This is a genomic window from Agrobacterium sp. SOY23 (assembly GCF_027212525.1).
Taxonomy (GTDB): domain Bacteria; phylum Pseudomonadota; class Alphaproteobacteria; order Rhizobiales; family Rhizobiaceae; genus Agrobacterium; species Agrobacterium tumefaciens_I.
This window is the reverse complement of sequence record NZ_JAPWDT010000003.1, coordinates 41,955-64,563: the sequence shown is the minus strand read 5'-3', so window position 1 is coordinate 64,563 and position 22,609 is coordinate 41,955. Positions and strand designations below refer to the sequence as shown.

Genomic DNA, 22,609 nt, shown 5'->3' with positions numbered 1-22,609 from the left:
ACAGATAAAATGGATCGCCCGCACCTTTGGTTGCGGGCGATTTTCTTTGCACCCCTTGATCGCTGTTGACGGATATCGGCAATTTCCAATAAGGGAGCCTGATCGTCTTCCGGAAAATGCTTTCATGGCCCCTCGCGATCTTGCCGCTTATCTCTTTCTCGCGCTTGCGTGGGGAATGTCCTTCCTGCTGCTTTTGCATGTCGTCGAGGCCTTTGGCTGGATCGGCGCGGTCACGCTTCGCTCGCTCGTCACCGCCGTCACTCTTTTCCTCATCGCACGGGCAGTGCGGCGGAAGCTTGCATTTTCCGCAAGCTGGAAGGCCTTTACAGTCGTCGGGGCGACGACGGTCGCGGGGCAGCTGATCGGTCTTTCCTATGCGACACCGCTGATCGGCACCGCCATGGCCGCCATTCTGGTGGCCACCATCCCGCTTTTTTCCATGCTCATCTCGCAGGTCTGGGGGCTTGAACACCTTACGAGACAGGGCTTTGCCGGCCTCGCCATCGGCTTCGGTGGCATCGTCCTGCTTGTCGGCTTTCCGGCCGTTCCCGTCACGACCGGTTTCATCATCGGCTGCGCCGCCGCCGTCGCCGCCTGCATCTGCGCCGCCTATGGCAGCAATTATGCCAGCCGCCATCTCAAGGGCGTAGGATCCTGGGAAATCACCATCGGCTCCTTCCTGACGGGCGGCCTGATGACGTTTCCGCTGCTTCTGGTCGTGCCCGTTCCCGCAACGCCCCGCCTCATCGATTATGGTTATCTTCTGATCCAGGCGGTGGTGATGAGCGGGCTGACCTACATCACCTATTTCCGCCTCGTTTCCGTCATCGGTGCAACGAGGACGATCAGCGTCGAATTCGCCGTGACCGTGGTGGCGGTGCTCGTCGGCGCGCTGGTGCTGGATGAGCCGCTTTCGCTTCCCCAGCTCTTCGGCGCCGGCATCATCATTTTCGGCTGCGCACTGGTTCTCGACCTTCTGCCCAAGAAAAAGGCCCCGCCCACCCCTTCCGGGGCGTGAAGGTTTTATTAGCGTTTTCCACCAATAGTCGTGTCGGTCGTCATGAAGCACGCGGGATCGCGTTTTCGGCGCGGGGGGAAAATGCAACCGGGTAAGTCAGCCTACGAGCATTACTGGGATCCGCTGAGAGCTCTCCTCATGCTGCTTGGTATCCCCTATCACGCCTCCCTGCTCTACAGCCACGTGCTGCCCTGGGATATCAAGGATTTCGAAACCAGCACGTTTCTGAGCATGCTCGGCGCCGCACTCGCCACCTTCCGCATGCCGGCGTTTTTTCTGGTGGCCGGATATTTCTCCACCATGGTCATCGGCAGGAAAGGCAAGATGCGCTGGCTGAGGCAGCGCTTCCTGCGCCTCGGCGTGCCCTTCATCGTGGCCCTGCTCCTGCTCGGGCCATTGCAGCTTTTCCTGCTGCAACTGGCCAGCGTCGCCAAAGGCGATATTCCCGCCAACCGGCTGTTTGAGAGCCTGCCCGATTTGCTGCGTCCGAGCGAACAGTGGATCATGCATCTATGGTTCCTGCCAGCCCTCATCGCCTATTCGGTCCTGCTTGCCGGTCTGTTGTTTCTCGCGGAACGCCGGCCATTGGCCTATGTGAGCAATTGGTTCGACAGCCTGCGGCAGCGGCATGCGACGCTGTTTTTCATCGCGCTCTGCGCCCTGCCGGTTTTGTGGGAGCTGATGACGTATGGTTCCGGCCTGCTTGCCGCCAAAAGCGGAAGCCGCCTCTTTCTTCTCTATGAACGTGCCTCCGACCCCTATGCGCGCTACCTGCCGTATTTCCTTATCGGTGCCTTGCTGCACCGGGATCGCGCTCTCTTTCACCGTTTTCGCCAGGCGGGTCTTCCCACGGCCATCGTGGCGGCGGCGGCCATCGCAACGGCAGTGGCGCTGCGGCTGCAACATCCCTTTTCGAACTCCGCCCTGCTGGTGCTGGTTTCGGCGATTGCCGCAGTGGCGGCGAGCCGCCTGCTGATCGACCTCGCCTGCCGCTATTTCGACAGGCCGAGCCGGTTTGCCAGGCGGATGACGGATGCCTCCTTCACCATCTATCTGTTTCATCACCCGTTGATTTATCTCCTCGGCACGCTCTTTATCCTGATCGCGCTACCGCCGGTCCTGGAATTCGCCGTCATCGTCGCGGCCACCACGGCAACGGCCTATTTGCTGCACCAGATGATACGCCTGAGCCCGCGCGCCCTTTTCCTGTTCAACGGCATCCGTAAACCGCCGGCGGCAAGCGATGTCGGGACACAGCTCCCCACCTCCCAAACCCTTCGTTAAGGATAAGGCGCTTACAATCCGGCTGCCTATTCAACTGGAAATGATGGCGTGTGGATCATGGCTATCCTCAACACGGCGGAAAAAGCCTTACCCGCAGGCCTGCGCGCGAAGCTTTCGCCGCTGGGAACGAAAATCGCCGTCCTTCTGTCCGGAAGGGATGAAGTTTCCCGCGCGCAGCGCATGGCGCTCGTCACCTTCGCAGTGCGCATCATCAGCGCCGGCATCGCCTTCATTTCCCAGATCATTCTCGCCCGGCTGATGGGCGAATTCGAATATGGCCTTTTCGCCTTTGTCTGGGTTCTGGTGATCCTGTTCGGCAACCTCTCCTGCCTCGGTTTCCATACCACCGTCATCCGTTTTTTACCCGGCTACCGTCTGGAGGACGCCCATGACAAGATCATGGGGCTCACCTCGACCGCACGCATCTTCGCCATGCTGTCGGCCAGCGCGCTTGCGGTTTTCGGCTTCGTTTTCTTATATTTCTTCGGCGAGCATATCGCCTCCTATTACCTTATTCCCGTTTCGCTGGCGCTCTTCACCCTGCCTATGGTGGCGCTTGGCGACGTGCTGAACGGCACCGCGCGCGCCAATGGCTGGGCGGTCACCGCGCTCAGCCCTACCTATATCGTCCGTCCGGTGCTGATCCTGCTGTTCATGCTGGCGGCAATCGCTCTCGGTGCGGAAAAAACCGCAACGACAGCCATGCTCACCGCCCTTCTTGCCACCTATGTCACCACGCTTTTCCATTTCGCCTTCATGAACCGCCGGCTTAACCGGAATTTCCGCAACTCGGCCCGCAGGGTTCATTTCCGCCACTGGATAAGGTTCGCCTTCCCGATGTTCCTGATCGACGGCATCGGCTTCCTGATGACCAATTCCGATGTGGTGATCGTTGGCCTTTACCTGCCGCCCGATCAGGTCGGCATCTATTTTGCCGCGGCAAAGACCATCGTATTGATGCAATTCGTGTTTTTCTCCGTGCAGGCGGCAGCCGCGCCGCGCCTTGCCGCCCTGATGTCGGCCAATGACCGGCAGGGGCTTGCCGGTTTCGCCAGCCAGGCCGCGCGCTGGGCGTTCTGGCCGTCGCTCGCCGTCGGCAGCGTGGTGCTTCTGGCCGGTCCGTTCCTGCTGTCGCTGTTCGGCCCCGGCTTCGTCCAGGGGTATGAGCTGATGTTCTTCCTTTTTGCGGGCTTCCTCGCAAAAGCGGTGATCGGCCCGGGAGAGACGCTGCTGAATATGGCCGGCAAACAAAAATTGTGCGTTGCGCTCTATATTATCATCTTCGGTTGCAACATTGCACTCAACATGGCGCTCATTCCGGTCTATGGTCTGGCAGGGGCCGCGGCAGCGGTGGCGATAGCCATGTGCATAGAAGCTGTGCTATTGCATATTGCCATTCGCCGTACACTCGGGATCGTCCTTTTTGCCTTCAACGATCCCCGGGCGGGTCAAGACACTGGGAAGGCGGTGTAACATAAGCATGTCCAGCGACCCAAAGAATCCGGATTTTCAGGACCCGCGCATCGCTGCGCTGATGGCGTCCGCGGAGCGTGACCGGCCGGTGGCCGACAGCAGCCGGCGCGTGGGGCGCGACGGCCGGGAATTCTGTATCTATCCGGGACAGCTCGGTTACGACATGCAGGAAGAGCTCGACTTCCTGTCCAACCGCGTCATGGAGGCGAACGTCTTCTTCACCGGGCGGCTTCTCGCACCCGCCATGCCGCGCATCGATGACAAGTCCGTGCGTTTCGCGCTCATCCGCGACGAGAACGGCGCCAGAAGCCGCATGCGCTTTCTGATGCCCTTTACCGTGGAAAAGCCGGGCTTTTCCATCGGCCCTTCCATCGTTCGCGTCTGGGCCAATCCATTCGGACCGCTCGGCACGCCGCTGGTCGACACCGAGGGGGCGGCCGAAACCCTCGATAATCTTTTTGACGCGCTTTCCGACCGGGACATGCGCCTGCCGAATGTTCTGGTACTGCCGGATGTGCGACTGGAGGGACCCTTCGCCCGCATGTTCAGGGCCATCGCGCTCAGCCGCAACCTGCCGGTGACAACGACGGGCCATTATCATCGACCGATGCTGGAAAGTCTCCTCGATGGCAGGGCCTATCTACGAAATGCCCTTGCCCCGCACCACTTGCGCGAAATGAGCAGGCAATGGCGCCAGCTCGAAAAACTTGGCCCCCTCTCCTACACCGTGACCCGGCAGCCACAGGACGTGCGCTACCGCATGGAAGAGTTTCTGGCGCTGGAGGCGAGTGGCTGGAAAGGCCGCAAACGCACCGCGCTGGTCAATGACCGATATCGCGCCGCCTTCGCCCGCGAGGCGATCACCAATCTTGCAGAAGCGGATGCGGTGCGTATCCACACCATCGATCTCAATGGCAGCGCCATCGCATCCATGGTTGTCTTCATCACGGCCGGCGAGGCCTATACGTGGAAGACCGCCTTCGACGAAAACTATTCGCAATATTCGCCCGGCAAGCTGCTGGTGCAGAAACTGACCGACTGGCACCTGGATGACGCCAATATTCTGCGCAGCGACAGTTGCGCCGTGCCAGATCATCCGATCATGAGCCGCTTCTGGCAGGAACGGCAGGAAATGGGCACGCTGGTCGTCGGCCTGACTCAAAACAGCGACCGCGACGTGCGGCAGGTTTCCACGCAGGTGGACATGTACCGCAACACCCGCAACCTCGCCCGCAGCCTGCGGCAGAAAATCCTGTCCTTCGGACGCAAGGGCAATTGATCCGAAGGACGCCGGGCGCCCTTCGGATTGACCCGGCAAGTGAAGCCCCTTTTCAGCGCGACGCCGTCCGGATCATCTTGCACAATTGCGTCAAGGCCGCATCGTATCCGCCACCCAGAATGTCGATGCAGCGGCGGGCGAGCTTGATCTGCTCGGTCCGCGACATGTCGTTATAGGCCTGCAAGGCGTTGCGCACAGCGCCGGGCGACACCGTGCCCGAGCCGCCGGGATTGGAAGGACTGCCACCCGGATTTCCGGGTGTGCCGGTTGAGCCCGAGCCGCCGATGCCAACCCCGACACCGAGGCCAAGTCCGCCCGATCCACCGACATTCGCCCCGACATTGGCATTGATGCCATCAGAGCCGCCAACGGAAGCGTTCACACCCGCATTGACGCCGCTGGAACCGCCGACGGATGCATTGACATCCGCATTGACCCCGTTGCTGCCGCCAACCGAAGCGTTGACATCCGCCCCCAGGCCGCCGCTCCTGCCGCCGACATCGGCGCTGGCATTGACACCACCGCTGCCACCAACGGAGGCATCAACCCCGAGCCCGCCGCTGCCATTGTCACCCACACTGGCATTGACCCCATTTTCGCCGCCAAGGCCGATATCCAGCGCATGGGCATAGACCGGCAAGATCAGGCAGGCAGACAATAATAAATTGCGAGAAAGCGCCCTCATAATTTCCTCCCTATGAGTTTGGCCATTCCCGCCCCGCGTGGAAATTCCACCCTGACATCATAATTCAATTAGTAATTGCGTATATTCTAATTTATTAGAGGTCCCTAATATTACCCTAATGCCGCGACCGTGGGCGTAGTGAACCGGCACAGTCACCGCCCGCGACATTTTGATTGGCAGCACGTCAAAGACGGAAAACCGCGCGCGCAAACACGCGCAATTCAGAAGGATAAGTCAGCTTTGGGGTTGCACGCATGGTCTTGCCCATGATAGACGCCGTGGCATTACCACCGTTGCCCCAATGGCGGAATTGGTAGACGCGCCGCACTCAAAATGCGGTTCCGAAAGGAGTGCTGGTTCGATCCCGGCTTGGGGTACCATTTCCGAACAGAACTGACTTCCTTATTTTGTCCAGCGCATTCCCGTGGCCACTTCAATGGCCCTGCGCCACCGGCAAGCTCACGAAACTTTGCTTACACATCCCCCGAACATTGCCGGGCTTTCATTTGCCAGATGCGGCGGACTGGATTAGACGAATCCCGTTACACCCCGTGAAGACCGGCGACTTAATTTCGCCATCACGCCCGCCTTTTTGAAAGCCCGTCCGGGATATCTGCTTCTTCGTGAAGTTTGAGGAAAACAACATGGCCAATGCGACCACCGCCGACAATAGCCGCACGCTCGCCGCTCTCGGCGTCACGGCGGGAATGATCTTCACCGTCGGCTCCGCCCTCGGTTTCCAGCATATTGGCGGTTATACGCCCTGCGCACTGTGCCTCTTGCAGCGCGATCCCTATTATTACGCCATTCCGCTGGGCATTTTGGCCGTTGCGGCCAGCATCTTCAAGCTGCCGGTGCAGATCACCCGGCTGCTCCTCGCCCTCATCGGCGTGGCGATGCTGATCGGCGCTGGGCTTGGCGTCTATCACGCCGGCGTGGAATGGGGTTTCTGGGCAGGCCCGATCACCTGTGCGACCGGTGCTCCTTCCATCACCACCAATGCCGGCGACCTGTTGGGCAATCTGAACGCCATCAAGGCGCCCTCCTGCAACGACGCCGCCCTTCGGGTGCTCGGCCTTTCTTTTGCGGGCTGGAATGTCATCGCAAGCGTTGCACTTGCGGCAGTCGCCTTTTTTGGCGCGAGCCGTAAAAGCCGGTAAGCGGAAAAACCATGTTGCAGTCCTGAAGGATCAGGGCTGCAGCTCGGTATCCCAGTAAAGATAGTCCATCCAGCTTTCGTGCAGATAGTTGGGCGGGAACAGACGCCCGTTATTGTGCAAATCCTGAACCGTCGGCTGGAAGGGCTTCTGGGCCGGGAACATGCCCGCCTGTTTGGGAAGCTTGCTGCCTTTTTTGAGGTTGCAGGGAGAGCACGCCGCGACGACGTTGTGCCAGGTGGTTTCACCGCCATGCGCGCGGGGAATCACGTGGTCGAAGGTCAATTCGTCCCGCGTGCCGCAATACTGGCATTCGAACTTGTCCCGAAGGAAAACGTTGAAGCGCGTGAAAGCGGGGTTGCGGGTTGGCTGCACGTAAGTCTTGAGGCTGACGACACTCGGCAGCCGCATGGAAAAGCTGGGGGACGACACCGCGTGATCATATTCTGCAATGATGTTCACACGGTCTAGAAAGACAGCCTTGATCGCGTCCTGCCAGGACCATAACGACAAGGGGTAATAACTCAGTGGCCTGTAGTCTGCGTTCAGAACGAGCGCCGGCAGGGCCTGTGGTGAAACTGCAATCGTCAAGGGCTTCTCCTGAGCGATTCGGCATCTGCACTTGTATATTAGGTCCGTTGTTACAGGATTGTGAAGCCTATAAATGCAGCGACGAAGAGCTTAATTTTTGAGCCGCAGAAAGGTCATTTTTGCATTGCTGGCGATCGTGCCGCCCGGCCGCACCCGGTAGCCACACGACATCTTCGGCCGAAGCAGCAGGCAGGTGATTCGCCCGCCGGCCGGCACAAATCCTTCTCACGCCGGACGCAATATCGGTGATATGATGATCCCGACCAGCGATTGGAAATGAATGCGCGCCGGCCGTGGCAAATATGCGGCGGAGGCATCCATCGTTGCATCAATGGAGGAAACGGCCATGATCTTGCGCAGACGGCAAGCGACGAGGTTGCGGCACAGCCTGGCGGCCGGGGCCTTCACCCTCATGATCGGCCTTGCCACGAGCGCCCATGCCCAGCAATACCAGAATTTCGAAGTGACGCCGGATCGCCGGGGCGGCGCGCAGGGAACGATCGGCGGGCATAATTTCGAAATCTACCGAAATTACGACCGGCCACCGGCAGGCCGCAGCGCCTCGCCCGATACGCGGCGGGAGCTCAGACGGGCCGTTCCGCAACAGAGCTGCATTGTCGACGCCGAGGGCCGCACCCGCTGCAAGTGAGGGCCGCTGCCGGTTTCCTGCCTGTTCCCGTCACGCGGCAGCAAAATTAGATTTCATTAAAATGCAATCTATCGACTTAAACGGCCCGCAACAAAGGGCCGCTATGGTGCCAGGCACAAGGAAAAGCAACTGTGCAGGGGCAAGGACATGGCGAATAAGGCAATCCGTCTGGCAAGGGTTTTTGCCATCGCTGCCAGCGTGACGGCAGGCATGGCAACAACGGCATCGGCGGTCCAGCTTGGCGGCCTGACCCACAAGCCTGCCACACCGCGGCCCGGCCAGTTCATGACGACGACCCGCTCCACCATCGCACCCATCGCCTTTGCGAAATTTTGCGAGGATGCCGCCGACCAGTGCATCCGCATCGGCGATCGCGACACGGTGGAACTGACCAAAGAGAACCGCGCGGAACTCCAGCGCATCAATTACGAGATCAATACGTCGATCAGCTATGCCGGTGAACGGGACGGTGAAGACGACTGGAAGCTGAACCCGGCAAGCGGCGACTGCGAGGATTTCGCGGTGACCAAGAGACAGCGCCTCCTGCGCGCCGGCTGGCCTTCCGGCGCCCTGCGCATCGCCACCGCCCGCACCACGGAAGGTATAGGTCACGCCGTTCTGATCGTCAGCACCAGCCAGGGCGATATGGTGCTGGATAACCGCACCAATGTCGTCAAACCGTGGAAAGCGGTCGATCTGAAATGGATCAAGATCCAGTCGCACGAAAACCCGCGTGTCTGGCTGAAACTCTAGGGCATTTGTCTTCCGAAGCCGCTGCGCGGTTTCGGGCGGCGGGCACGGATCACGGGTTAAAAACCACCTGTCTTTCGAACACCGGAGAGGGTATTTTATCCCCCGAAAACCTTTGCATCCTGCCTTCCTGAGCCGCTTTTGGTTGCTTCATTCGGCAGGGCTTCGGTGGATGGTCGCGCATTGCCTCAGCTGCGCTTCGGCGGGTGATGCGGCGGCGGCCTTCAACGCTCTTGACCTTGTGCGGGAGAGACAGTATCGCCAATTATGCCCAAGGTGCTCAACTGGATTCGCGGTCGTAAACAACCACCCCCCCGCGACGACCGGAGGCGGCGCAGATTGGACCTTGGCGACAAACCGGCCTCATTCCCGATCTACGCCATTGGTGACGTGCATGGCACTCTCGACCTGTTGTTGCAGGCGGAGCGGAAAATCCTTGCGGACCTGGCTCCCGACCCCTCTCCTGCACTGGTCGTTCTCCTTGGTGACTACGTTGATCGCGGCCGCGATTCCTGCGGGGTTCTGGAACATTTGCTGCAGGCGCCGCCGGCACCGCTGCGCCGTATCGCGCTTTGCGGCAACCATGAGCAACTCTTCAACGATTTTCTTGAAAACCCGCAGGACAACATGCATTGGCTGGATTTTGGCGGCCGCCAGACGCTTTTGTCCTACGGCGTCGATATCGATTATTTCCTGCACAGGGGACGCCTGAGACTGCAGCCATTCAAGGACGCCCTGCTGGGCGCTATTCCGCAAGCCCACCGCCAGCTTTTATCCAGCCTGCCCATCAGCGCCCGTATAGGGCCTTATATCTTCGTGCATGCCGGTTTGAGGCCAGGCGTGCCGCTGGAAGCGCAGACCGATGAGGACATGTTGTGGATCAGGGAGCCATTCCTCTCGCAAGGCGCAGGCCTGGATCTCCTCGTCGTCCATGGCCACACGCCGGTCGCCGAACCCGAAACCGGCCCGCAGCGGATCGGCATCGACACCGGCGCCTTTACAACGGGCAGGCTCACCGTCCTCAAACTTTCGGATGCGGGCTTGCAGCTGCTGAGCTGAGGTGAGCAATCGGCTCATTATCCCGAAAGACGGCCGTCATGCGTGTGCGAGAGGCCGTAACGAATTGCGGGTTCTCACGCGCTCTTGAATTGCCGTTTCCAGGTTTCGATTGCGTCCACCGGCAACTTTATCGGTGGCACGTCGCTCCCGGAAATCCAGTTCGACATTCTGTCGAAATCCTTGCGATCCATTGTCGGCAAACCGGTATCCTTGGAAATTTCCGTGGCCCGGTTATCGACTTTGACGATCAGGGCGCGGCGAAATTTCTGCATCGCGCGAATGCCGCCATGCAGGCGCGTGCCCACAAAATCCACATCCTCATTATCAAGAAAGTGATTATAGGCCGCGAGAGTCGGATCGATGAACTTCAACCCGGAAATATTCATCGAAGCGAGATAGGCCGTATCCTCGCGTTGCTGCGGCCAGAAATAGACGGTGTCGTAACGATCCTTCAGAATTTCGATCATCTTTTTGTCCTCCTCCTGCCGATTGAGGTAGAAGGTCAGCGTGGTGACGACGGAAGAAGCCTTGCCTGTGGGAATGGATTTGCAATGGTCCGGGCCAAGACCCCACATGGTCGGGCATGAGGTGTTCAGAACCTGTTTCCCCATGGATCGGAGTTTTTCGGCGGTGTAGTTGTCACGCACCGCATGTATGAATTTATCCGACAGGATTTTCTTCAAAATCCAGCGCGAATAGGCATTTGGCTGTTTCATGTAGTTCATCCAGCCGCAGCCAAGAAGAACGGTGTCGCGGAAGGCGAATGCATCCCATGGCAGCAGCTTCCACAACACGCGGGCTTCCATGTTCGACGCGAGAATATTCGTGCCGGCCACGAAGGCGGCTTCGCTCTGGCGCAGCAGCGACTTCGAGACATTCGTCATATATTCATGGGTCGCCACATGATAGGGATAGGCTTGCGGAACGACCTCAAGCAACACGCCCTTGACGGCATCAAGAATGATCTGATCGCCAAGATTGTCCGAGGCTACGGTTGTATCGAGAATGGTAATCGTCTTCATTAGAACCTCGTCCTGAAATTAAGCCGTTCTGCAATTTCATTTTCGTGAAAGAAGCGCTCTGGCCTCCCTGAGCACACCCCTTATGTCCCGGGGCATGGTGACAAAAAGCAGAGCCGGATAGATCACCGCCCCTGCCGAAACCAGCAGGCACAGCGTTACCGGCTTGGAGAAACGTTCGCCCATTATCCAGGAGAGGCCGCTCACCAGAACAGCCATGGCGACGGCCGCGATGAGCGGCGGCATGCAGGTGCGAAACGTACCGCCTATCGATATGCCTGCACTGTTCCTGACACTGACCAAGGCGACCGGCCACGTCAGATAGGCCCTTACCACATGGGCCAGAGTAACCGGCAGCAAGCCGAAAGGTGCGGCGGCAAGACCAAGACCGCAACCGATCACGACCTGCAGAAACGACAGAAAGAGGGTTTTGCCACCCTGCCTGATGGCGGTCAGAAGCGGCCAGACGAATGAATTGGCGACAAACGGCAGAGCCGTCAGACATAATAATTGCGTGACCGGCGCGGCGGCTGCCCAGTTTTCGCCGAAGGCGACGGGAACAAGAACCGGCGCCGTGGCTGCAAGGCCCAGGAAACACGGGAAAGCGATGACACCCGACAGCCGGATGAAACCGAAATAGGCATTTTCGAGCGATTTGTTCTCGGCATTGATGCGGGCATAACTCGTCAACGCCACCGATGTCAGGGGAATGACAGCCAGCTGACTGACGAGGTCGATGCACCGCCATGACAACCGGATGTAGCCCACGGCCGCAGTCGAGAGAAAAGTCGCGGCGATCAGCTCCTGCAGGCGGACATTGAGACCCATCAGAAAATTTGCGGCGAAGATGCGCGACCCGAAACTCCACTGATCGGCCACATAGGCGCGCACGAAACGCAGGCGTGGCACCCATCCGCTGGCAATCCAGTTCATAACCGTCGTCACGAGACTGGCGATCAACCGTTGAACGACCATTGCCCATACGCCCCAACCATTCAGGGCAAGGGCGATTGCGATCACACCGGCAAGAAAATTGGACAGGAGCGCGCGTATGGCTAGCTTGCGAAAGGCGAACTCGCGCTGCAGCCTGGCCTCATGGATGGTGCCGGCGCCCATGATGAAGAGAACGGTGGAAAGCGCCATCAAGACCGGGCTGAGTTCGGCAATCCCGAACAGGCCCGCAAGGAAAGGCGCCGCCAGCGAAAGCAGGGCACACAACACCGCTCCCCACAGGAGTGAAAACCAGAAGGCGGTGTCGGCATAGTCTTCGTCCAGCTTGGGCCGCTGCAACACTGCCTCCGGCAAGCCGCCGCGGGCAATGACGAGGATAATATCCACGAAAACCGTCGCTATGGCGACAAGCCCAAACTCGTCCGGCGCCAAGAGGCGCGCCAGAATAAGAAAGACAATGAAGGACAAAAACACATTGCCATAGCTGCCAACCGCACTCCACAAGGCGCTTGTGATCGAGCGCTTTTCCAGACGGGGAGAGCTGTCGTCCAACCTCACCATTTGCAAAGCCCCGGCCCACTGGATCGCGCCTCGCCAGAGGCTGCGGGATCAGGGTTTGGCCACAGCAGGCTCATCATGCAGCCGCAGCCTTGCTTTTCGCCAGCACGTCCTCATAGAGTTTCACATAATTTTCACCGACCCGGCGCGAGGTGGATTCCTCGACGATGTTTCCGAAATCTGCCTCCGTCGGCAGTTCCTCGCGCGAAAGCGTCAGCACCCGGCGGATGCGCGCGGCAAGGTCGGTGGCGTTGCCCGGCTCGAACAGCCAGTCATGGTTTGTCTCGCCGATCAGCTCCGGAATGCCGCCCGAGGCCGCGCCAATGACCGGCACGCCCATGGCATAAGCCTCGTAGATCGTGCGCGGCGAAGGCTCGGCCCAGAAGGAGGGAACGATGAGCACGTCGATCTCCTCGAAAAACTCCTTCGGTTTTGCCCAGCCGATAAATTCGATCGGCAGATCGCCCGCCTGTGCCGTGAACCGTTCGATGGAATCATCCATCGCCTGGCCGGCCACCAGACAGCGCCAGTTGCCGTGACCGATTTGCCTGAAGGCATCGACCATGTTGCCGACGCCCTTTTCGGTATTGATACGGCCGATGTAACCGAAGGTCAGCGGCCGGCCCGTGCGGTCGATCTTGCGGCGTGCGACAGGATCGCCTTCCGGAACCGTGCAGGAATAGAAGATGACGCGGCGCAGACTTTCCGGAATATGATGGAAAAGCCCGTGATTGACATGCGTCTTGAGGATTTCCGTGCCGACGCTTGCCACCGCGCCAATATAACGCTGCGTGAATTTCTTTGTGAAGTTCACCACCTGACAGCCGAGATGGATGTGTTCGCAGGGCTTGCCGCCCTTGAACATGGCGGCGTTGCCGCACAGAAGATCATATTCACAGATCGTGTGGACAATCGGAATGCCGCGCTTATGCGCCGCCCGCCACACCAGCGTCGTCACATCCAGCAGCGAATGGGTGTTGAGGACATCCGGCCGGAAATCGTCGAGAACGGCCTCGAACTGCTTTTCGACATCGAAATTCCACTGCTGCTTGAGCTTCTGCACACGCCGCTGCTGCGGCGTATATTGCGGCCAGTCCTCAAGCCAGAAATCGTTGTTGTGGAACATGCGGTAAACGGTGACGCCGTTGCGCACCGTTTTCGGTTCGGCCTGCCGCTCTATGCAGGCGGCGCCGACCGTATGTCCCATGGAGACGAGTTCCTCGGCAAGATGTTCGACCGAGCGTTCGCATCCCCCGACAATATGCGGCGGATAAAGGCTGCTGAGATGGAGAATACGCATGCGGATACGCTCTGTTTTCCTTCATCGAAAATTTATGGCATCCGCCCCGGCCCCGCCTGAAATTCCCAAATATTACGGGAGCGACAGGGCATCAGAAAATACAAAACCGGGACAGATTTAACGTTAGAAAATATGAATACAAAAAATCCGCTCTCAAAAAGCACGGGATTTACCGGCATTTCAAGTGATTTTTTCGCGACGCGACAAAAACCATCCCGTGTTGCGAAAAGAACTGGTCTCGGTTATCCTGATATCCGCAGGCAAATCGTCCGGGACCAACATTTGAAACTCCGCTGCCTCCCGGAATTATATTAATGATTTATAACATTATTTCGTTTCGAACTTGTGAATTTGGATGACGGTCTCATTGCCGGAAGTTTTCAGGACAATCTGATCTCGACGTTCAAGAGGCATCTTCGCCGTTTTACACGGTGATGTCCGCATGATGGCGGGCATCCATCATTTTTGCCATGTTGCCGGGAGGCGCAGATGAATGGAAACCAGCCGATCGCGATGGGCCGACTGACACGCCGCGGCCTGCTTTCAGTGCCCTTCGCACTGGCGGTCGCTTCAGGCGCACGCCCCGTCACCGCACAGGCCCAGACCGTTGTTTCCGCCGATACGGAAACCTTTCTGGACAGTATTGGCGTCTGCAGTCACTTCGCCCGCACGAAAGGCGTCTATCCAGAATATTTCGACCGCATCCTGCCGGAAATGGAGGCACTCGGTATTCGCCATCTGCGCGATGAAGGCATCATCACCGCGAAGGACAACCGCGACAGCGCCGTCTTCCAGCGTCTGCGCCGGATTGTTGCGGCCGGCATGCGCCTCACCATCATCTGTTATGACGATCTCAACCCCTATTTCGCGACACCGCTCGATAAGATCGCGGATTTTTACGACTGGTGCGATGGCGGTATCGATCTTTTCGAGGGCAGCAATGAGCCGGTGCTGATCAAGGACCCGCAAAACGCGCCACGCATCTCTGCGCAGCATCAGTTTGCGCTGCACCAGACGATCCGCTCCCAGCCGCGCCTGAACGCTGTCGGCATAGTCGCACCTAGCTATATTCAGGGGAACGTACCGCTGGCGCAGAGCCTCGGAGAGGTGTGCGACTACGGCAATATTCATGCCTATGTGGGAATGGAGAACCCAGAAACGACCGGGCCGGAAGAACTGTCAAAATTTGTCGCCGCATCGGCGCATGTAGTGACGGGCCGACCCGTTCTCGCCACCGAAATCGGCTATCATACCGCGCTGAAGACCAAGACCTTTCATCTGCCTGTCACGGAAGGCATCAAGGCGCGTTATATGCCGCGCACGCTGTTATGGTCTTTCATCACCGGCATCCGCAGGACCTATATTTATGAAATGGTGTCGAGTTTCGCCCTGGACGAAACGAACCCGGAATCGTCCTTTGGCCTGCTGCGTCACGATCTGAGCCGCACACCCGCTTATGATGCCGTTCGTGGCCTTCTTTCGCTCTGCACGGCAAGGCAGGAGACGGCGCCGGCGGAACGCAGGCTCGATTTCCTCGAAAACGCTTCCGACTGCGTTTCCCTGCGGCTGACAAGGCCCGATGGCGCGCTGCTGGTGCCCGTGTGGCTGGCGATCCGAGCCTGGCGATGGCCGGCGCAGATCGAAAACCCGCCGGCCGAACGGCCCATGGCCTTTACCGTGGCCGGCTCCCATAGCGAGGTCATCGCGCACCGCTTCCTCGATGACGGTTCGGTGAGCCGACAGAGGCTTTCGCAGGAAGGGGGGCAATACCAGCTTTCCGCCAGCGATCAGCTCACGGTTCTGGAAGTTTTTTGAAGGGCGGTGTCCCGGCGTTAAGGATAGGAGGAAGTCCCTGCCCGAAGCCTATTTTAGCACTTGATCCTACGCTTGGTCTGTGCGATTTAAGAGCAGATTTTTAGATGTTGAGTAACCATACTCGATATTTTCGTACTTAAATTTGTATTTTAATAATTTGGAGAGATGTGATGTCTCGGCTTCGTAACGGCTCAATGCTTGCTGGCGCGATGTTGGTTGCCAGCATCGGTTTTATTTCCACGGTCGCCAACGCACAGGACGCAACAACCGCGGCTGCGAGTGCAGTAACCGGTGCGCCCGTTAAGGCCGCTGATGAAAGCACCGCCGCGTTTCTGGCCCGTGTCAATGGCGTAAGCCCGGACACGGTTTCGATGACCGCCGCGGAACTGTTCAAACAGTCTCCCACACAGGGCACGATCAGGGATTTGATCTCCATCGCTTCCAGCACGGATGCGGCAGCTGCCGACGTGACCGGCAAAGTGACGAGCGGGTTTCCGATCATCGCCGTTTCCACCAGCGCGGCACAGTTCTCCGAACAGCTTTCGGCACTTATCCTGAGCGATTCGAGTGAATTGCCCGCCATCGTCGCGCTGGCTCAGAAAGTCGGCAACAAGGACTTTTCGGAAGTCGTCGGTGAAGGCCTCGCCCTCACCCACGCCGCCGCGATGCGGAGCGGCAATACGATACTTGCAGCCGCCATCCAGTTGCAGACAAAGGCTACCAGCGTACCTTCCGATCTTCTCATAGCCTTTAGCGAGAATATAGCGGGAACGGCGGCTGCGCCTGCGGCAGCTGCTGCCGCAGCAGCGCCCGCATCGCCGATCGGTGGCGCCGGCTCCACCCCCGCCAGCGCCAACAGCATTGGCGGCTCGGGAACCGATGCCGGCAGCACCGGTACCGCACAGGCTGGCGGCGGAAGCGCCCCGGTCGGCGGCGGCGGTATTGGCGGAACGGCCGGCAGCACAGGCACATCGTCCGCGCTTTCAACCGGCAGCACCAGCACCCCTACCAGTACAAGTCCCGTTTGAGTTTGGCTTTGCGGCCTTTCCCAGGGAAAGGCTGCCGCCGGTTCTGTGACATAACCGCGATTCGGCAGGCGCCACGCCCGCCGAAAAACAGCGAGGCTGACAGTTGTTGCAAAGGCACGATCCCCTGACGACGGCCGACTACGATAAAAGCGGCTTTTCGAGCGACTTTATCGACATCGACGCCGTTCTTGCGATAACCCGCCGGCAGTGGCGCGTCGTATTCGCCGCAATCGCGGTTGCCGGGGCCATCGGTCTCGCCTTCGCCGCAACGACCGTTCCGATCTATTCAGCCACGGCAACCCTGCTGATCGACCGCAACAACAGCCAGGTCGTCGAGCAGCTTTCCACGATCGGCGGTGTTGTCGAGGACGAGGTTTCCATTCTCAGCCAGGTCGAGGTCCTGCAATCGGAAACCATCGGGCTTGCCGTCGTCAACAGTCTCAATCTTACGGAAAATCAGGAATTCAATGCCACAAGGGCATCGTTTCTGAGTTCAGTGCTGGGCACCGTCCGCTCGCTCGTGAACGTATCGCAATGGTTCTCGTCAAAGAAAAAAGCGACTGTTGTCGATGATGAAACGCTGAAGAGGGAGCTGTCGGATCGGCTGCTCGGCGACCTCAGCGTCAAGCGCATCGGCCGGACCTATGCGCTGGAACTCACCTACAATTCGACATCACCGGTTCTCGCTGCCCAGATCGTCAACGCCGTGGCTTCAGCCTATCTGGTGGACAAGCTGAATTCCAAATATGAAGCGACGAGGCGCGCCAGCGACTGGTTGTCCGACCGTATTTCGGAACTGCGCCAGCGGGCACTCGACACCGATCTGGCCGTGCAGAAATTTCGCGCCGAACATAATCTGATTTCGACCGGCAATAATGGCCTGCTTTCCGATCAGCAACTGGCCGAATCCAACAGCGCGCTGATTTTGGCACAATCGGAAACGGCCAAGGCGCGGGCGCGGGTGCAGCGCATCGAGCACATTCTCGCCACCGGAGATGACGATGCCGTCGTTACCGATATTCTCGACAGTTCCGTCGCAAACGAGCTGCGTAAAAAATACCTCGAAGCCTCGAAGATCGAGTCGGAGATAGCAAGCCGGCTTGGTCGCAACCACGTTCAGGCGGTGCGTCTGCGCAACGAAATGCAGGAATACCGGCGGCTGATGTTCCAGGAAATCAATCGCGTCGCGCAAAGTTACAAAAGCGATCTGGAGGTTTCGGAGGCAAAGGAAAAATCGCTGGCGGAAAGCGTCGTCAGAGCCACGGATATCAGCAACTCGGCCGGCGAGACACAGGTTCAGCTGCGTGAATTGCAGCGTGAGGCTGAAACCTACAAGAACATGTACCAGACTTTCCTGCAGCGCCATCAGGAGGCGATGCAGCAACAATCCTTCCCCGTGACGGAAGCGCGCGTGATTTCCAAGGCGATGCCGCCCAAGGTTCCGAGCAAGCCGAACAAGGCTTTGATTCTGGCGATGTTCATGATCATGGGTGGCGCAGCCGGCGGCGGCATCGCCGCGTTCCGCGAGTTCCGTGACCGCTTTTTCCGGACGGGAGAACAGGTCCGCGACGTTCTCGGACTGGAATTCCTCGGCAATACCCCGCTCATCCCGAACAAGCAGGCCCTGGATTCCCCGCCGACGGGACAGGAAAACGCTGCCGGCATCACGCGCCCTTCCGGCGTCGCGCGTTATGCGGTCGACCACCCGCTCTCCTCCTTCTCCGAAACGCTGCGCAGCACCAGACTGGCCATCGATCTTGGCATTCCCGCCAAAAGCGGGGCACGGATCGTGGGCGTCGTGTCGACCCTGCCCAGCGAAGGTAAATCCACCATCTCCATCAACCTCGCGCAGCTCCTTGCGGAGCAGGGCGCGCGGGTGCTGTTGCTGGATGCCGATATTCGCAACCCCGGCGCCACGCGCGCCATGGCGCGTCATGCCGGCGAGGGCCTGCTCGAAGTCCTGCTGGAGGGCCGCAGCCTGCGGGAGGTGCTGCTTCGCGACGAAAAGACCGGGCTTGCATTCCTGCCCACAGTGATCAAGCAGCGCGTGCCCCATTCCTCCGAACTGCTGACTTCGATGCAAATGCACAAGCTGCTGGCCGAAGCGAGCAACGCTTTCGACTACATCATCGTCGACCTGCCACCACTTGGGCCGGTGGTCGATGCGCGGGCGATGGCCGGGCGGATAGACGGTTTCATCTTCGTCACGGAATGGGGCAAAACGGCCCGCAGGGCGGTGCGAAACACCGTGGAGAATGAGGTCCATGTCCGCAAGAAGTGCCTTGGCGTCATCCTCAACAAGGTGGATACCGAAAAGCTGAAGCTTTACCGGGCCTATGGTTCCAGCGAATATTATCATTCACGTTACACGCGATATTACCATGACTAGGCGTGACGGCGTGATGCGCCTGCGGACAATCCTCGCGGTCGTGCCGGTCCTCGTCATTTCCATCTTCGTCCTGTCCGTCGCGGCACAGGCATTTTCGCAAAGCCGGCGGTTTTCCGATGTTGTCGCCATGGCGAGGATCGCTGACGATGGCAACGGCCTTGCGCCGGATCTGCTTGCGAAAACGGTCGAGGATCTTCGCCCCGTCGTTACCGAAAAAATCTGTCGTTCGGATATCGTCAAAGCCGGGCTGAGGCTTGTTCTGGCCGATCTCGATGCAAATGGCAGTGATTTGGCATCCGTTTCCGGCCTGGAGCGTCTCGGTTTTGCCGAAACCTATATTCGCCACGCGCTGTTTTGTTTTCCCGCCAATGGCGATGTATGGCTGCGTCTTGCCATGGTTCGTTCGCTGCGCAACGCCTCACCCATGGAAATCGCGGTATTGATGAATTTTTCCCAGCTCTACGGGCCGGCCGATGCCAATCTGATCCGTGGGCGTTTCGTGATGTGGCGGCAATTTCCAAAGGAAACCTTGCCACAGGCCGAGACAGCCCGTGAGGCGGATACAGCCGTGGTCTGCGGCAGGCAAGGAGAAATCCTGCGCTGGACGCTTGCCGATATCTGCCCAAAACCGCCGCTGTCAGGCGCGAAACGCGCGACGCCGCTGTCATGATCCAACATGGCGAAAGGGCCATGCCATACCCCCGTTCGCACATAACCACCACAAATAGCACCGATAAAGCCAAAAAATGTCGCTTACCGAAGCCCGATCAGAACCGCTCTCTTCACCGCAGCCTCGGCCGGTGGCATTTCTGAGCTATCTCCGGCAGGTCGCAATAATCGTGCTCTGGGCCATTTTTCTGCTCGCACTTCTCAATCGAGGTGCGACGGAAATCGAAAGCCGCATCGTTGTCACGGCCGCCATCTATCTGCTGCTGGTGCCGGCGATCCTTCTGTTCGGCCCGCCCAGGGCGGGTGCCGGCAAGGTGCTTGTCGCTGCCTGCTTTTTATTGGCGGCACTCATCGTGCAGATGTTGCTGCAGGCCTCGTCCATGCCGGCAATTGCAGCCCCCAACCCGGCCTGGTCCGTCGCCACCATGTTCACGCAGATTGCGCCGGTCGCCACGATCTCACTGACGCCCGCAGATGACCGGCTCGGGCTGATGAGCGCCGCCCTGCCCTTCGGCGCTTTTATGGCCGGTCTCGTGATTTTCGATACCGATGAGCTGGCGGCGAAAACATTGCGATGGTTCGCAATCGCCGGCGGCTGGCTCGCGCTGTTTTCGATCCTGCAATTTGTGCTTTTTCCCGAAGCACTCGGCGTGGTTCAAAAGCGCGCCTATCTCGGCAGCCTGACCGGCCTTTTCGTCAACCGCAATACTGCCGCGACATTTTTCGGCCTCATCCTTCTTACGCTCCTTGTTTTATTACACAAAAGGCTTCTGGCCCCGGACTGGGGAAGGGTGAAGGCGCTGGTGGCAAATCGTCTGACCGTGCCGGACGACCAGAAACGCCTTGTCCTCCAGGCCGCCTTCATCGGCGCGCTCACCGCCTTCTGCTTCATCGCATTGATGCTGACCGGATCGCGGGCAGGGATCATGTCAAGCTTCGCGGCACTGGTCGTCCTGATCCTGCTGACCATCTTCAACTCTCCTGCCAGGATCGGGCGAAATACGGCTTCCCCCCGGCGCAGGCGGCGCGGGTCGAGACGTTGGGCCGCGCTGATGATCGCGGTCGCCATCGCCCTCTTCTCGCTTTTCGCCAACCGGGTGGCGCTGCGCATGGAAACGCGTATGGAAGACGATATGCGCTTCTGCTACATGCCGGGCATCACCCGTGCCATCGCCGACAATTGGCCGCTCGGGTCGGGCCTTGCAAGCTTTGCGGAAATTTATGCACCCTATCACCTGGCGCGATGCGGCGTGGACGCAGTCGTCACCCATGCCCACAATGTCTATGCCGAGGGCTTGTTGACGGTCGGCGCCGCCTTCCCCTTCTACGCGGCTTTTTTTATTGTCGCCCAATTGCTGATTTTCATTCGCGGGGCGCGCAAACGCAAAAACTATCGTTATGCGTCTCATCTCGGCCTTGCCGGGCTGCTGCTTGTCCTGTTGCATTCGACGCTTGATTTTTCGCTGCAGATTCCCGGCTTCGCCATGACCTACGCCGTTTTCCTCGCACCCGTCGTCACGCTCTGCCTCAATCCGCCAGGAGTGGAACGGGGCGGGCGCAGAAGGCGGATGCAATTTCCCGGGAGTGAAGGGCCTGCGAAAGATGCGGCGCATCTGCCCGGAGGGCTAGGTTCGGCATAGATTTCGCAAATGTTTTATTGATTGGAAAATTTGGACGCAGGAATTTGGGTATGCGGATATTGCAGGTAACCTCGCTATTTTCTCCCGACCGCGTGGGCGGGGCCGAAATATTCGTGGAAGACCTCGCCCGTGGGCTGGCCGACAAGGGACACAAGGTTGCCGTGGCCGCCATTTCCCGCGAACGGCAGGCGGCAGAGCAGCGCGACGGTTTCGCCATTCACCGCCTCGGGCATACCACGCCGTTTTTTATCGGCGACTGGGCGCGACAACCGGAGTGGAAGCGAAAATATTATAAAGTCGCCGTGCAGCTGGATCCGCGCCTCGTTCGCCGGCTCGCGCACATCATCGATAATTTCCAGCCCGACGTGGTCAACACCCATTCGCTCTCGGAACTGACGCCGCTGATCTGGCCGATGATCCGCAAGCGCGGCATTCCGCTTGTCCATTCGCTGCATGATTTCACCAGCATGTGCACCAACGGTTCCCTGTTCCACGACGGGCATATCTGCGATGGCAGCAGCAAAAAATGCCGCGCCTTTTCCTATCTGCACCGGCGTTGCCAATGTGCGGTCGATGCCGTAGCCGGTGTCGGTCGCGATATCGTCGAACGCCATGTGCGGGCAGGCTTTTTTACCCATGTGCCCGAAAGCCGCCGCGCGGTGATCTGGAACGCCATCTCACCGCCGGGTGAGCCAGAGCCGCGCATTGCCCGCGCGCCGGGAGAACCGCTCGTTTTCGGTTATCTCGGCCGCATCGAGGCACCCAAGGGGGCGGATCTGCTGATCGAAGCATTGCGGCTTCTGCCATCGCAGGGCTGGCGATTGGTCATGGCGGGCCGGGCGCCGGAAGGCATCGAGGCCTATCAGCAAAAGACAGCCGGTCTCCCGGTCGAATTTCCGGGCTATGTGGAGGCCGATCGTTTCTTTGCCGGCATAGATTGCCTCATCGTGCCGCCCTTGTGGCCGGAAGCTTTTGGACGCACCGTCGCGGAAGCCATCCTGCGCGGTATACCCGTCATCGGCGCCAATCTTGCCGGCGTTGCCGAACAGATCGGCCCGGACAGGCCGGAACGCCTGTTTGCACCGGGCAACGCCGCCGAACTCGCAGCACGCATGGCGGACGCCATGCGCAATCCCACCCTGCTTGCGGAGACGCCGGAAACCAGAGAGAGAATTTCGCAGAGCGTCGCACCCGAACGGGTGGTTGCGGCCTATGAAAAGCTCTATTCGGATGTGCGCAAGGCGTGAGCCCCCAGTTTCGGGACAGGACGGGCCTCCATACTCCCCGGCCCAAGC

Annotated in this window: 19 protein-coding genes and 1 tRNA gene; 15 read left to right on the top strand and 5 right to left on the bottom strand. The window is 59.3% G+C overall.

All coding sequences use genetic code 11. The annotated features are described in order from the left end of the window. Positions 1 to 124: 124 nt before the first annotated feature. The 4 genes from O3S81_RS09195 to O3S81_RS09180 all read left to right on the top strand — a co-directional run bounded on the left by O3S81_RS09195 (position 125) and on the right by O3S81_RS09180 (position 5,054). The gene (locus tag O3S81_RS09195; RefSeq protein ID WP_269342557.1) at positions 125 to 1,018 is read left to right on the top strand and encodes a DMT family transporter; all 894 of its coding nucleotides are present in this window, start codon (positions 125 to 127) and stop codon (positions 1,016 to 1,018) included. Positions 1,019 to 1,099: 81 nt separating this feature from the next. Beyond that, the gene (mdoC, locus tag O3S81_RS09190; protein WP_269342555.1) at positions 1,100 to 2,302 is read left to right on the top strand and encodes a glucans biosynthesis protein MdoC; all 1,203 of its coding nucleotides are present in this window, start codon (positions 1,100 to 1,102) and stop codon (positions 2,300 to 2,302) included. A gap of 57 nt (positions 2,303 to 2,359) precedes the next feature. Beyond that, positions 2,360 to 3,775, top strand: a complete 1,416-nt coding sequence (uppV, locus tag O3S81_RS09185; protein WP_269342554.1) for a Wzx-type polysaccharide biosynthesis protein UppV — start codon at positions 2,360 to 2,362, stop codon at positions 3,773 to 3,775. Between the two features lie 7 nt (positions 3,776 to 3,782). Beyond that, positions 3,783 to 5,054 carry a GNAT family N-acetyltransferase gene (locus tag O3S81_RS09180; RefSeq protein WP_269342552.1) on the top strand — a complete coding sequence of 424 codons (1,272 nt, stop codon included), beginning with the start codon at positions 3,783 to 3,785 and terminating at the stop codon, positions 5,052 to 5,054. Positions 5,055 to 5,106: 52 nt separating this feature from the next. Here O3S81_RS09180 and uppQ read toward each other — a convergent pair whose 3' ends face one another. Beyond that, the gene (uppQ, locus tag O3S81_RS09175; protein WP_269342550.1) at positions 5,107 to 5,739 is read right to left on the bottom strand and encodes a polysaccharide biosynthesis GNAT family N-acetyltransferase UppQ; all 633 of its coding nucleotides are present in this window, start codon (positions 5,737 to 5,739) and stop codon (positions 5,107 to 5,109) included. A gap of 295 nt (positions 5,740 to 6,034) precedes the next feature. On the opposite strand from uppQ, the gene O3S81_RS09170 reads away from it, so the two are divergent. Then, positions 6,035 to 6,119: transfer RNA gene (locus tag O3S81_RS09170), tRNA-Leu, on the top strand. 264 nt (positions 6,120 to 6,383) lie between these two features. Beyond that, complete coding sequence (locus O3S81_RS09165) at positions 6,384 to 6,899, top strand: disulfide bond formation protein B (protein ID WP_269342548.1); 516 nt, start codon at positions 6,384 to 6,386, stop codon at positions 6,897 to 6,899. Between the two features lie 30 nt (positions 6,900 to 6,929). On the opposite strand, the gene O3S81_RS09160 is transcribed toward O3S81_RS09165, so the two are convergent. Beyond that, positions 6,930 to 7,487 (bottom strand): HNH endonuclease, encoded by a 558-nt coding sequence (locus tag O3S81_RS09160; protein WP_003585610.1) that lies wholly within the window; start codon positions 7,485 to 7,487, stop codon positions 6,930 to 6,932. 346 nt (positions 7,488 to 7,833) lie between these two features. Here O3S81_RS09160 and O3S81_RS09155 point away from each other — a divergent pair, with 346 nt between their 5' ends. The 3 genes from O3S81_RS09155 to O3S81_RS09145 all read left to right on the top strand — a co-directional run bounded on the left by O3S81_RS09155 (position 7,834) and on the right by O3S81_RS09145 (position 9,945). Then, the gene (locus O3S81_RS09155) at positions 7,834 to 8,136 is read left to right on the top strand and encodes a hypothetical protein (protein WP_269342540.1); all 303 of its coding nucleotides are present in this window, start codon (positions 7,834 to 7,836) and stop codon (positions 8,134 to 8,136) included. 147 nt (positions 8,137 to 8,283) lie between these two features. After that, a complete protein-coding gene (locus O3S81_RS09150; protein ID WP_269342538.1) occupies positions 8,284 to 8,889 on the top strand; it encodes a transglutaminase-like cysteine peptidase in 606 nt (201 codons plus the stop codon). Between the two features lie 264 nt (positions 8,890 to 9,153). Continuing rightward, positions 9,154 to 9,945 carry a metallophosphoesterase family protein gene (locus O3S81_RS09145; protein ID WP_269342537.1) on the top strand — a complete coding sequence of 264 codons (792 nt, stop codon included), beginning with the start codon at positions 9,154 to 9,156 and terminating at the stop codon, positions 9,943 to 9,945. 74 nt (positions 9,946 to 10,019) lie between these two features. On the opposite strand, the gene O3S81_RS09140 is transcribed toward O3S81_RS09145, so the two are convergent. The 3 genes from O3S81_RS09140 to O3S81_RS09130 form a co-directional block, all read right to left on the bottom strand. Then, positions 10,020 to 10,967: a polysaccharide pyruvyl transferase family protein gene (locus tag O3S81_RS09140; RefSeq protein WP_269342535.1), complete on the bottom strand. Its 948-nt coding sequence runs from the start codon at positions 10,965 to 10,967 to the stop codon at positions 10,020 to 10,022. A gap of 36 nt (positions 10,968 to 11,003) precedes the next feature. Continuing rightward, a complete protein-coding gene (locus O3S81_RS09135; protein ID WP_269342534.1) occupies positions 11,004 to 12,476 on the bottom strand; it encodes a lipopolysaccharide biosynthesis protein in 1,473 nt (490 codons plus the stop codon). Between the two features lie 73 nt (positions 12,477 to 12,549). Further along, the gene (locus O3S81_RS09130; protein WP_269342532.1) at positions 12,550 to 13,773 is read right to left on the bottom strand and encodes a glycosyltransferase family 4 protein; all 1,224 of its coding nucleotides are present in this window, start codon (positions 13,771 to 13,773) and stop codon (positions 12,550 to 12,552) included. Between the two features lie 489 nt (positions 13,774 to 14,262). On the opposite strand from O3S81_RS09130, the gene O3S81_RS09125 reads away from it, so the two are divergent. The 6 genes from O3S81_RS09125 (at position 14,263) to O3S81_RS09100 (ending at position 22,561) form a co-directional block, all read left to right on the top strand. Continuing rightward, positions 14,263 to 15,588 carry a hypothetical protein gene (locus tag O3S81_RS09125; RefSeq protein WP_269342531.1) on the top strand — a complete coding sequence of 442 codons (1,326 nt, stop codon included), beginning with the start codon at positions 14,263 to 14,265 and terminating at the stop codon, positions 15,586 to 15,588. A 170-nt stretch (positions 15,589 to 15,758) separates the two neighbouring features. Beyond that, the gene (locus tag O3S81_RS09120) at positions 15,759 to 16,616 is read left to right on the top strand and encodes a hypothetical protein (protein ID WP_269342530.1); all 858 of its coding nucleotides are present in this window, start codon (positions 15,759 to 15,761) and stop codon (positions 16,614 to 16,616) included. Between the two features lie 103 nt (positions 16,617 to 16,719). Continuing rightward, complete coding sequence (locus O3S81_RS09115; RefSeq protein ID WP_269342529.1) at positions 16,720 to 19,005, top strand: polysaccharide biosynthesis tyrosine autokinase; 2,286 nt, start codon at positions 16,720 to 16,722, stop codon at positions 19,003 to 19,005. After that, complete coding sequence (locus O3S81_RS09110; protein WP_269342528.1) at positions 18,998 to 19,675, top strand: hypothetical protein; 678 nt, start codon at positions 18,998 to 19,000, stop codon at positions 19,673 to 19,675. Before O3S81_RS09115 ends, O3S81_RS09110 begins: the two co-directional genes overlap by 8 nt. 76 nt (positions 19,676 to 19,751) lie before the next feature. Continuing rightward, positions 19,752 to 21,314, top strand: a complete 1,563-nt coding sequence (locus O3S81_RS09105; protein WP_269342526.1) for an O-antigen ligase family protein — start codon at positions 19,752 to 19,754, stop codon at positions 21,312 to 21,314. 50 nt (positions 21,315 to 21,364) lie between these two features. Next, positions 21,365 to 22,561, top strand: a complete 1,197-nt coding sequence (locus O3S81_RS09100; RefSeq protein WP_269342523.1) for a glycosyltransferase family 4 protein — start codon at positions 21,365 to 21,367, stop codon at positions 22,559 to 22,561. Positions 22,562 to 22,609: the final 48 nt, after the last annotated feature.

Excerpts from the sequence above, each read along its gene's own strand:
- O3S81_RS09195 (WP_269342557.1), top strand. The coding sequence starts at position 125 with ATGGCCCCTCGCGATCTTGCCGCTTATCTCTTTCTCGCGCTTGCGTGG.
- mdoC (WP_269342555.1), top strand. The coding sequence starts at position 1,100 with ATGCAACCGGGTAAGTCAGCCTACGAGCATTACTGGGATCCGCTGAGA.
- uppV (WP_269342554.1), top strand. The coding sequence starts at position 2,360 with ATGGCTATCCTCAACACGGCGGAAAAAGCCTTACCCGCAGGCCTGCGC.
- O3S81_RS09180 (WP_269342552.1), top strand. The coding sequence starts at position 3,783 with ATGTCCAGCGACCCAAAGAATCCGGATTTTCAGGACCCGCGCATCGCT.
- uppQ (WP_269342550.1), bottom strand. The coding sequence starts at position 5,739 with ATGAGGGCGCTTTCTCGCAATTTATTATTGTCTGCCTGCCTGATCTTG.
- O3S81_RS09165 (WP_269342548.1), top strand. The coding sequence starts at position 6,384 with ATGGCCAATGCGACCACCGCCGACAATAGCCGCACGCTCGCCGCTCTC.
- O3S81_RS09155 (WP_269342540.1), top strand. The coding sequence starts at position 7,834 with ATGATCTTGCGCAGACGGCAAGCGACGAGGTTGCGGCACAGCCTGGCG.
- O3S81_RS09150 (WP_269342538.1), top strand. The coding sequence starts at position 8,284 with ATGGCGAATAAGGCAATCCGTCTGGCAAGGGTTTTTGCCATCGCTGCC.
- O3S81_RS09145 (WP_269342537.1), top strand. The coding sequence starts at position 9,154 with ATGCCCAAGGTGCTCAACTGGATTCGCGGTCGTAAACAACCACCCCCC.
- O3S81_RS09140 (WP_269342535.1), bottom strand. The coding sequence starts at position 10,967 with ATGAAGACGATTACCATTCTCGATACAACCGTAGCCTCGGACAATCTT.
- O3S81_RS09135 (WP_269342534.1), bottom strand. The coding sequence starts at position 12,476 with ATGGTGAGGTTGGACGACAGCTCTCCCCGTCTGGAAAAGCGCTCGATC.
- O3S81_RS09130 (WP_269342532.1), bottom strand. The coding sequence starts at position 13,773 with ATGCGTATTCTCCATCTCAGCAGCCTTTATCCGCCGCATATTGTCGGG.
- O3S81_RS09125 (WP_269342531.1), top strand. The coding sequence starts at position 14,263 with ATGAATGGAAACCAGCCGATCGCGATGGGCCGACTGACACGCCGCGGC.
- O3S81_RS09120 (WP_269342530.1), top strand. The coding sequence starts at position 15,759 with ATGTCTCGGCTTCGTAACGGCTCAATGCTTGCTGGCGCGATGTTGGTT.
- O3S81_RS09110 (WP_269342528.1), top strand. The coding sequence starts at position 18,998 with ATGACTAGGCGTGACGGCGTGATGCGCCTGCGGACAATCCTCGCGGTC.
- O3S81_RS09105 (WP_269342526.1), top strand. The coding sequence starts at position 19,752 with ATGTCGCTTACCGAAGCCCGATCAGAACCGCTCTCTTCACCGCAGCCT.
- O3S81_RS09100 (WP_269342523.1), top strand. The coding sequence starts at position 21,365 with ATGCGGATATTGCAGGTAACCTCGCTATTTTCTCCCGACCGCGTGGGC.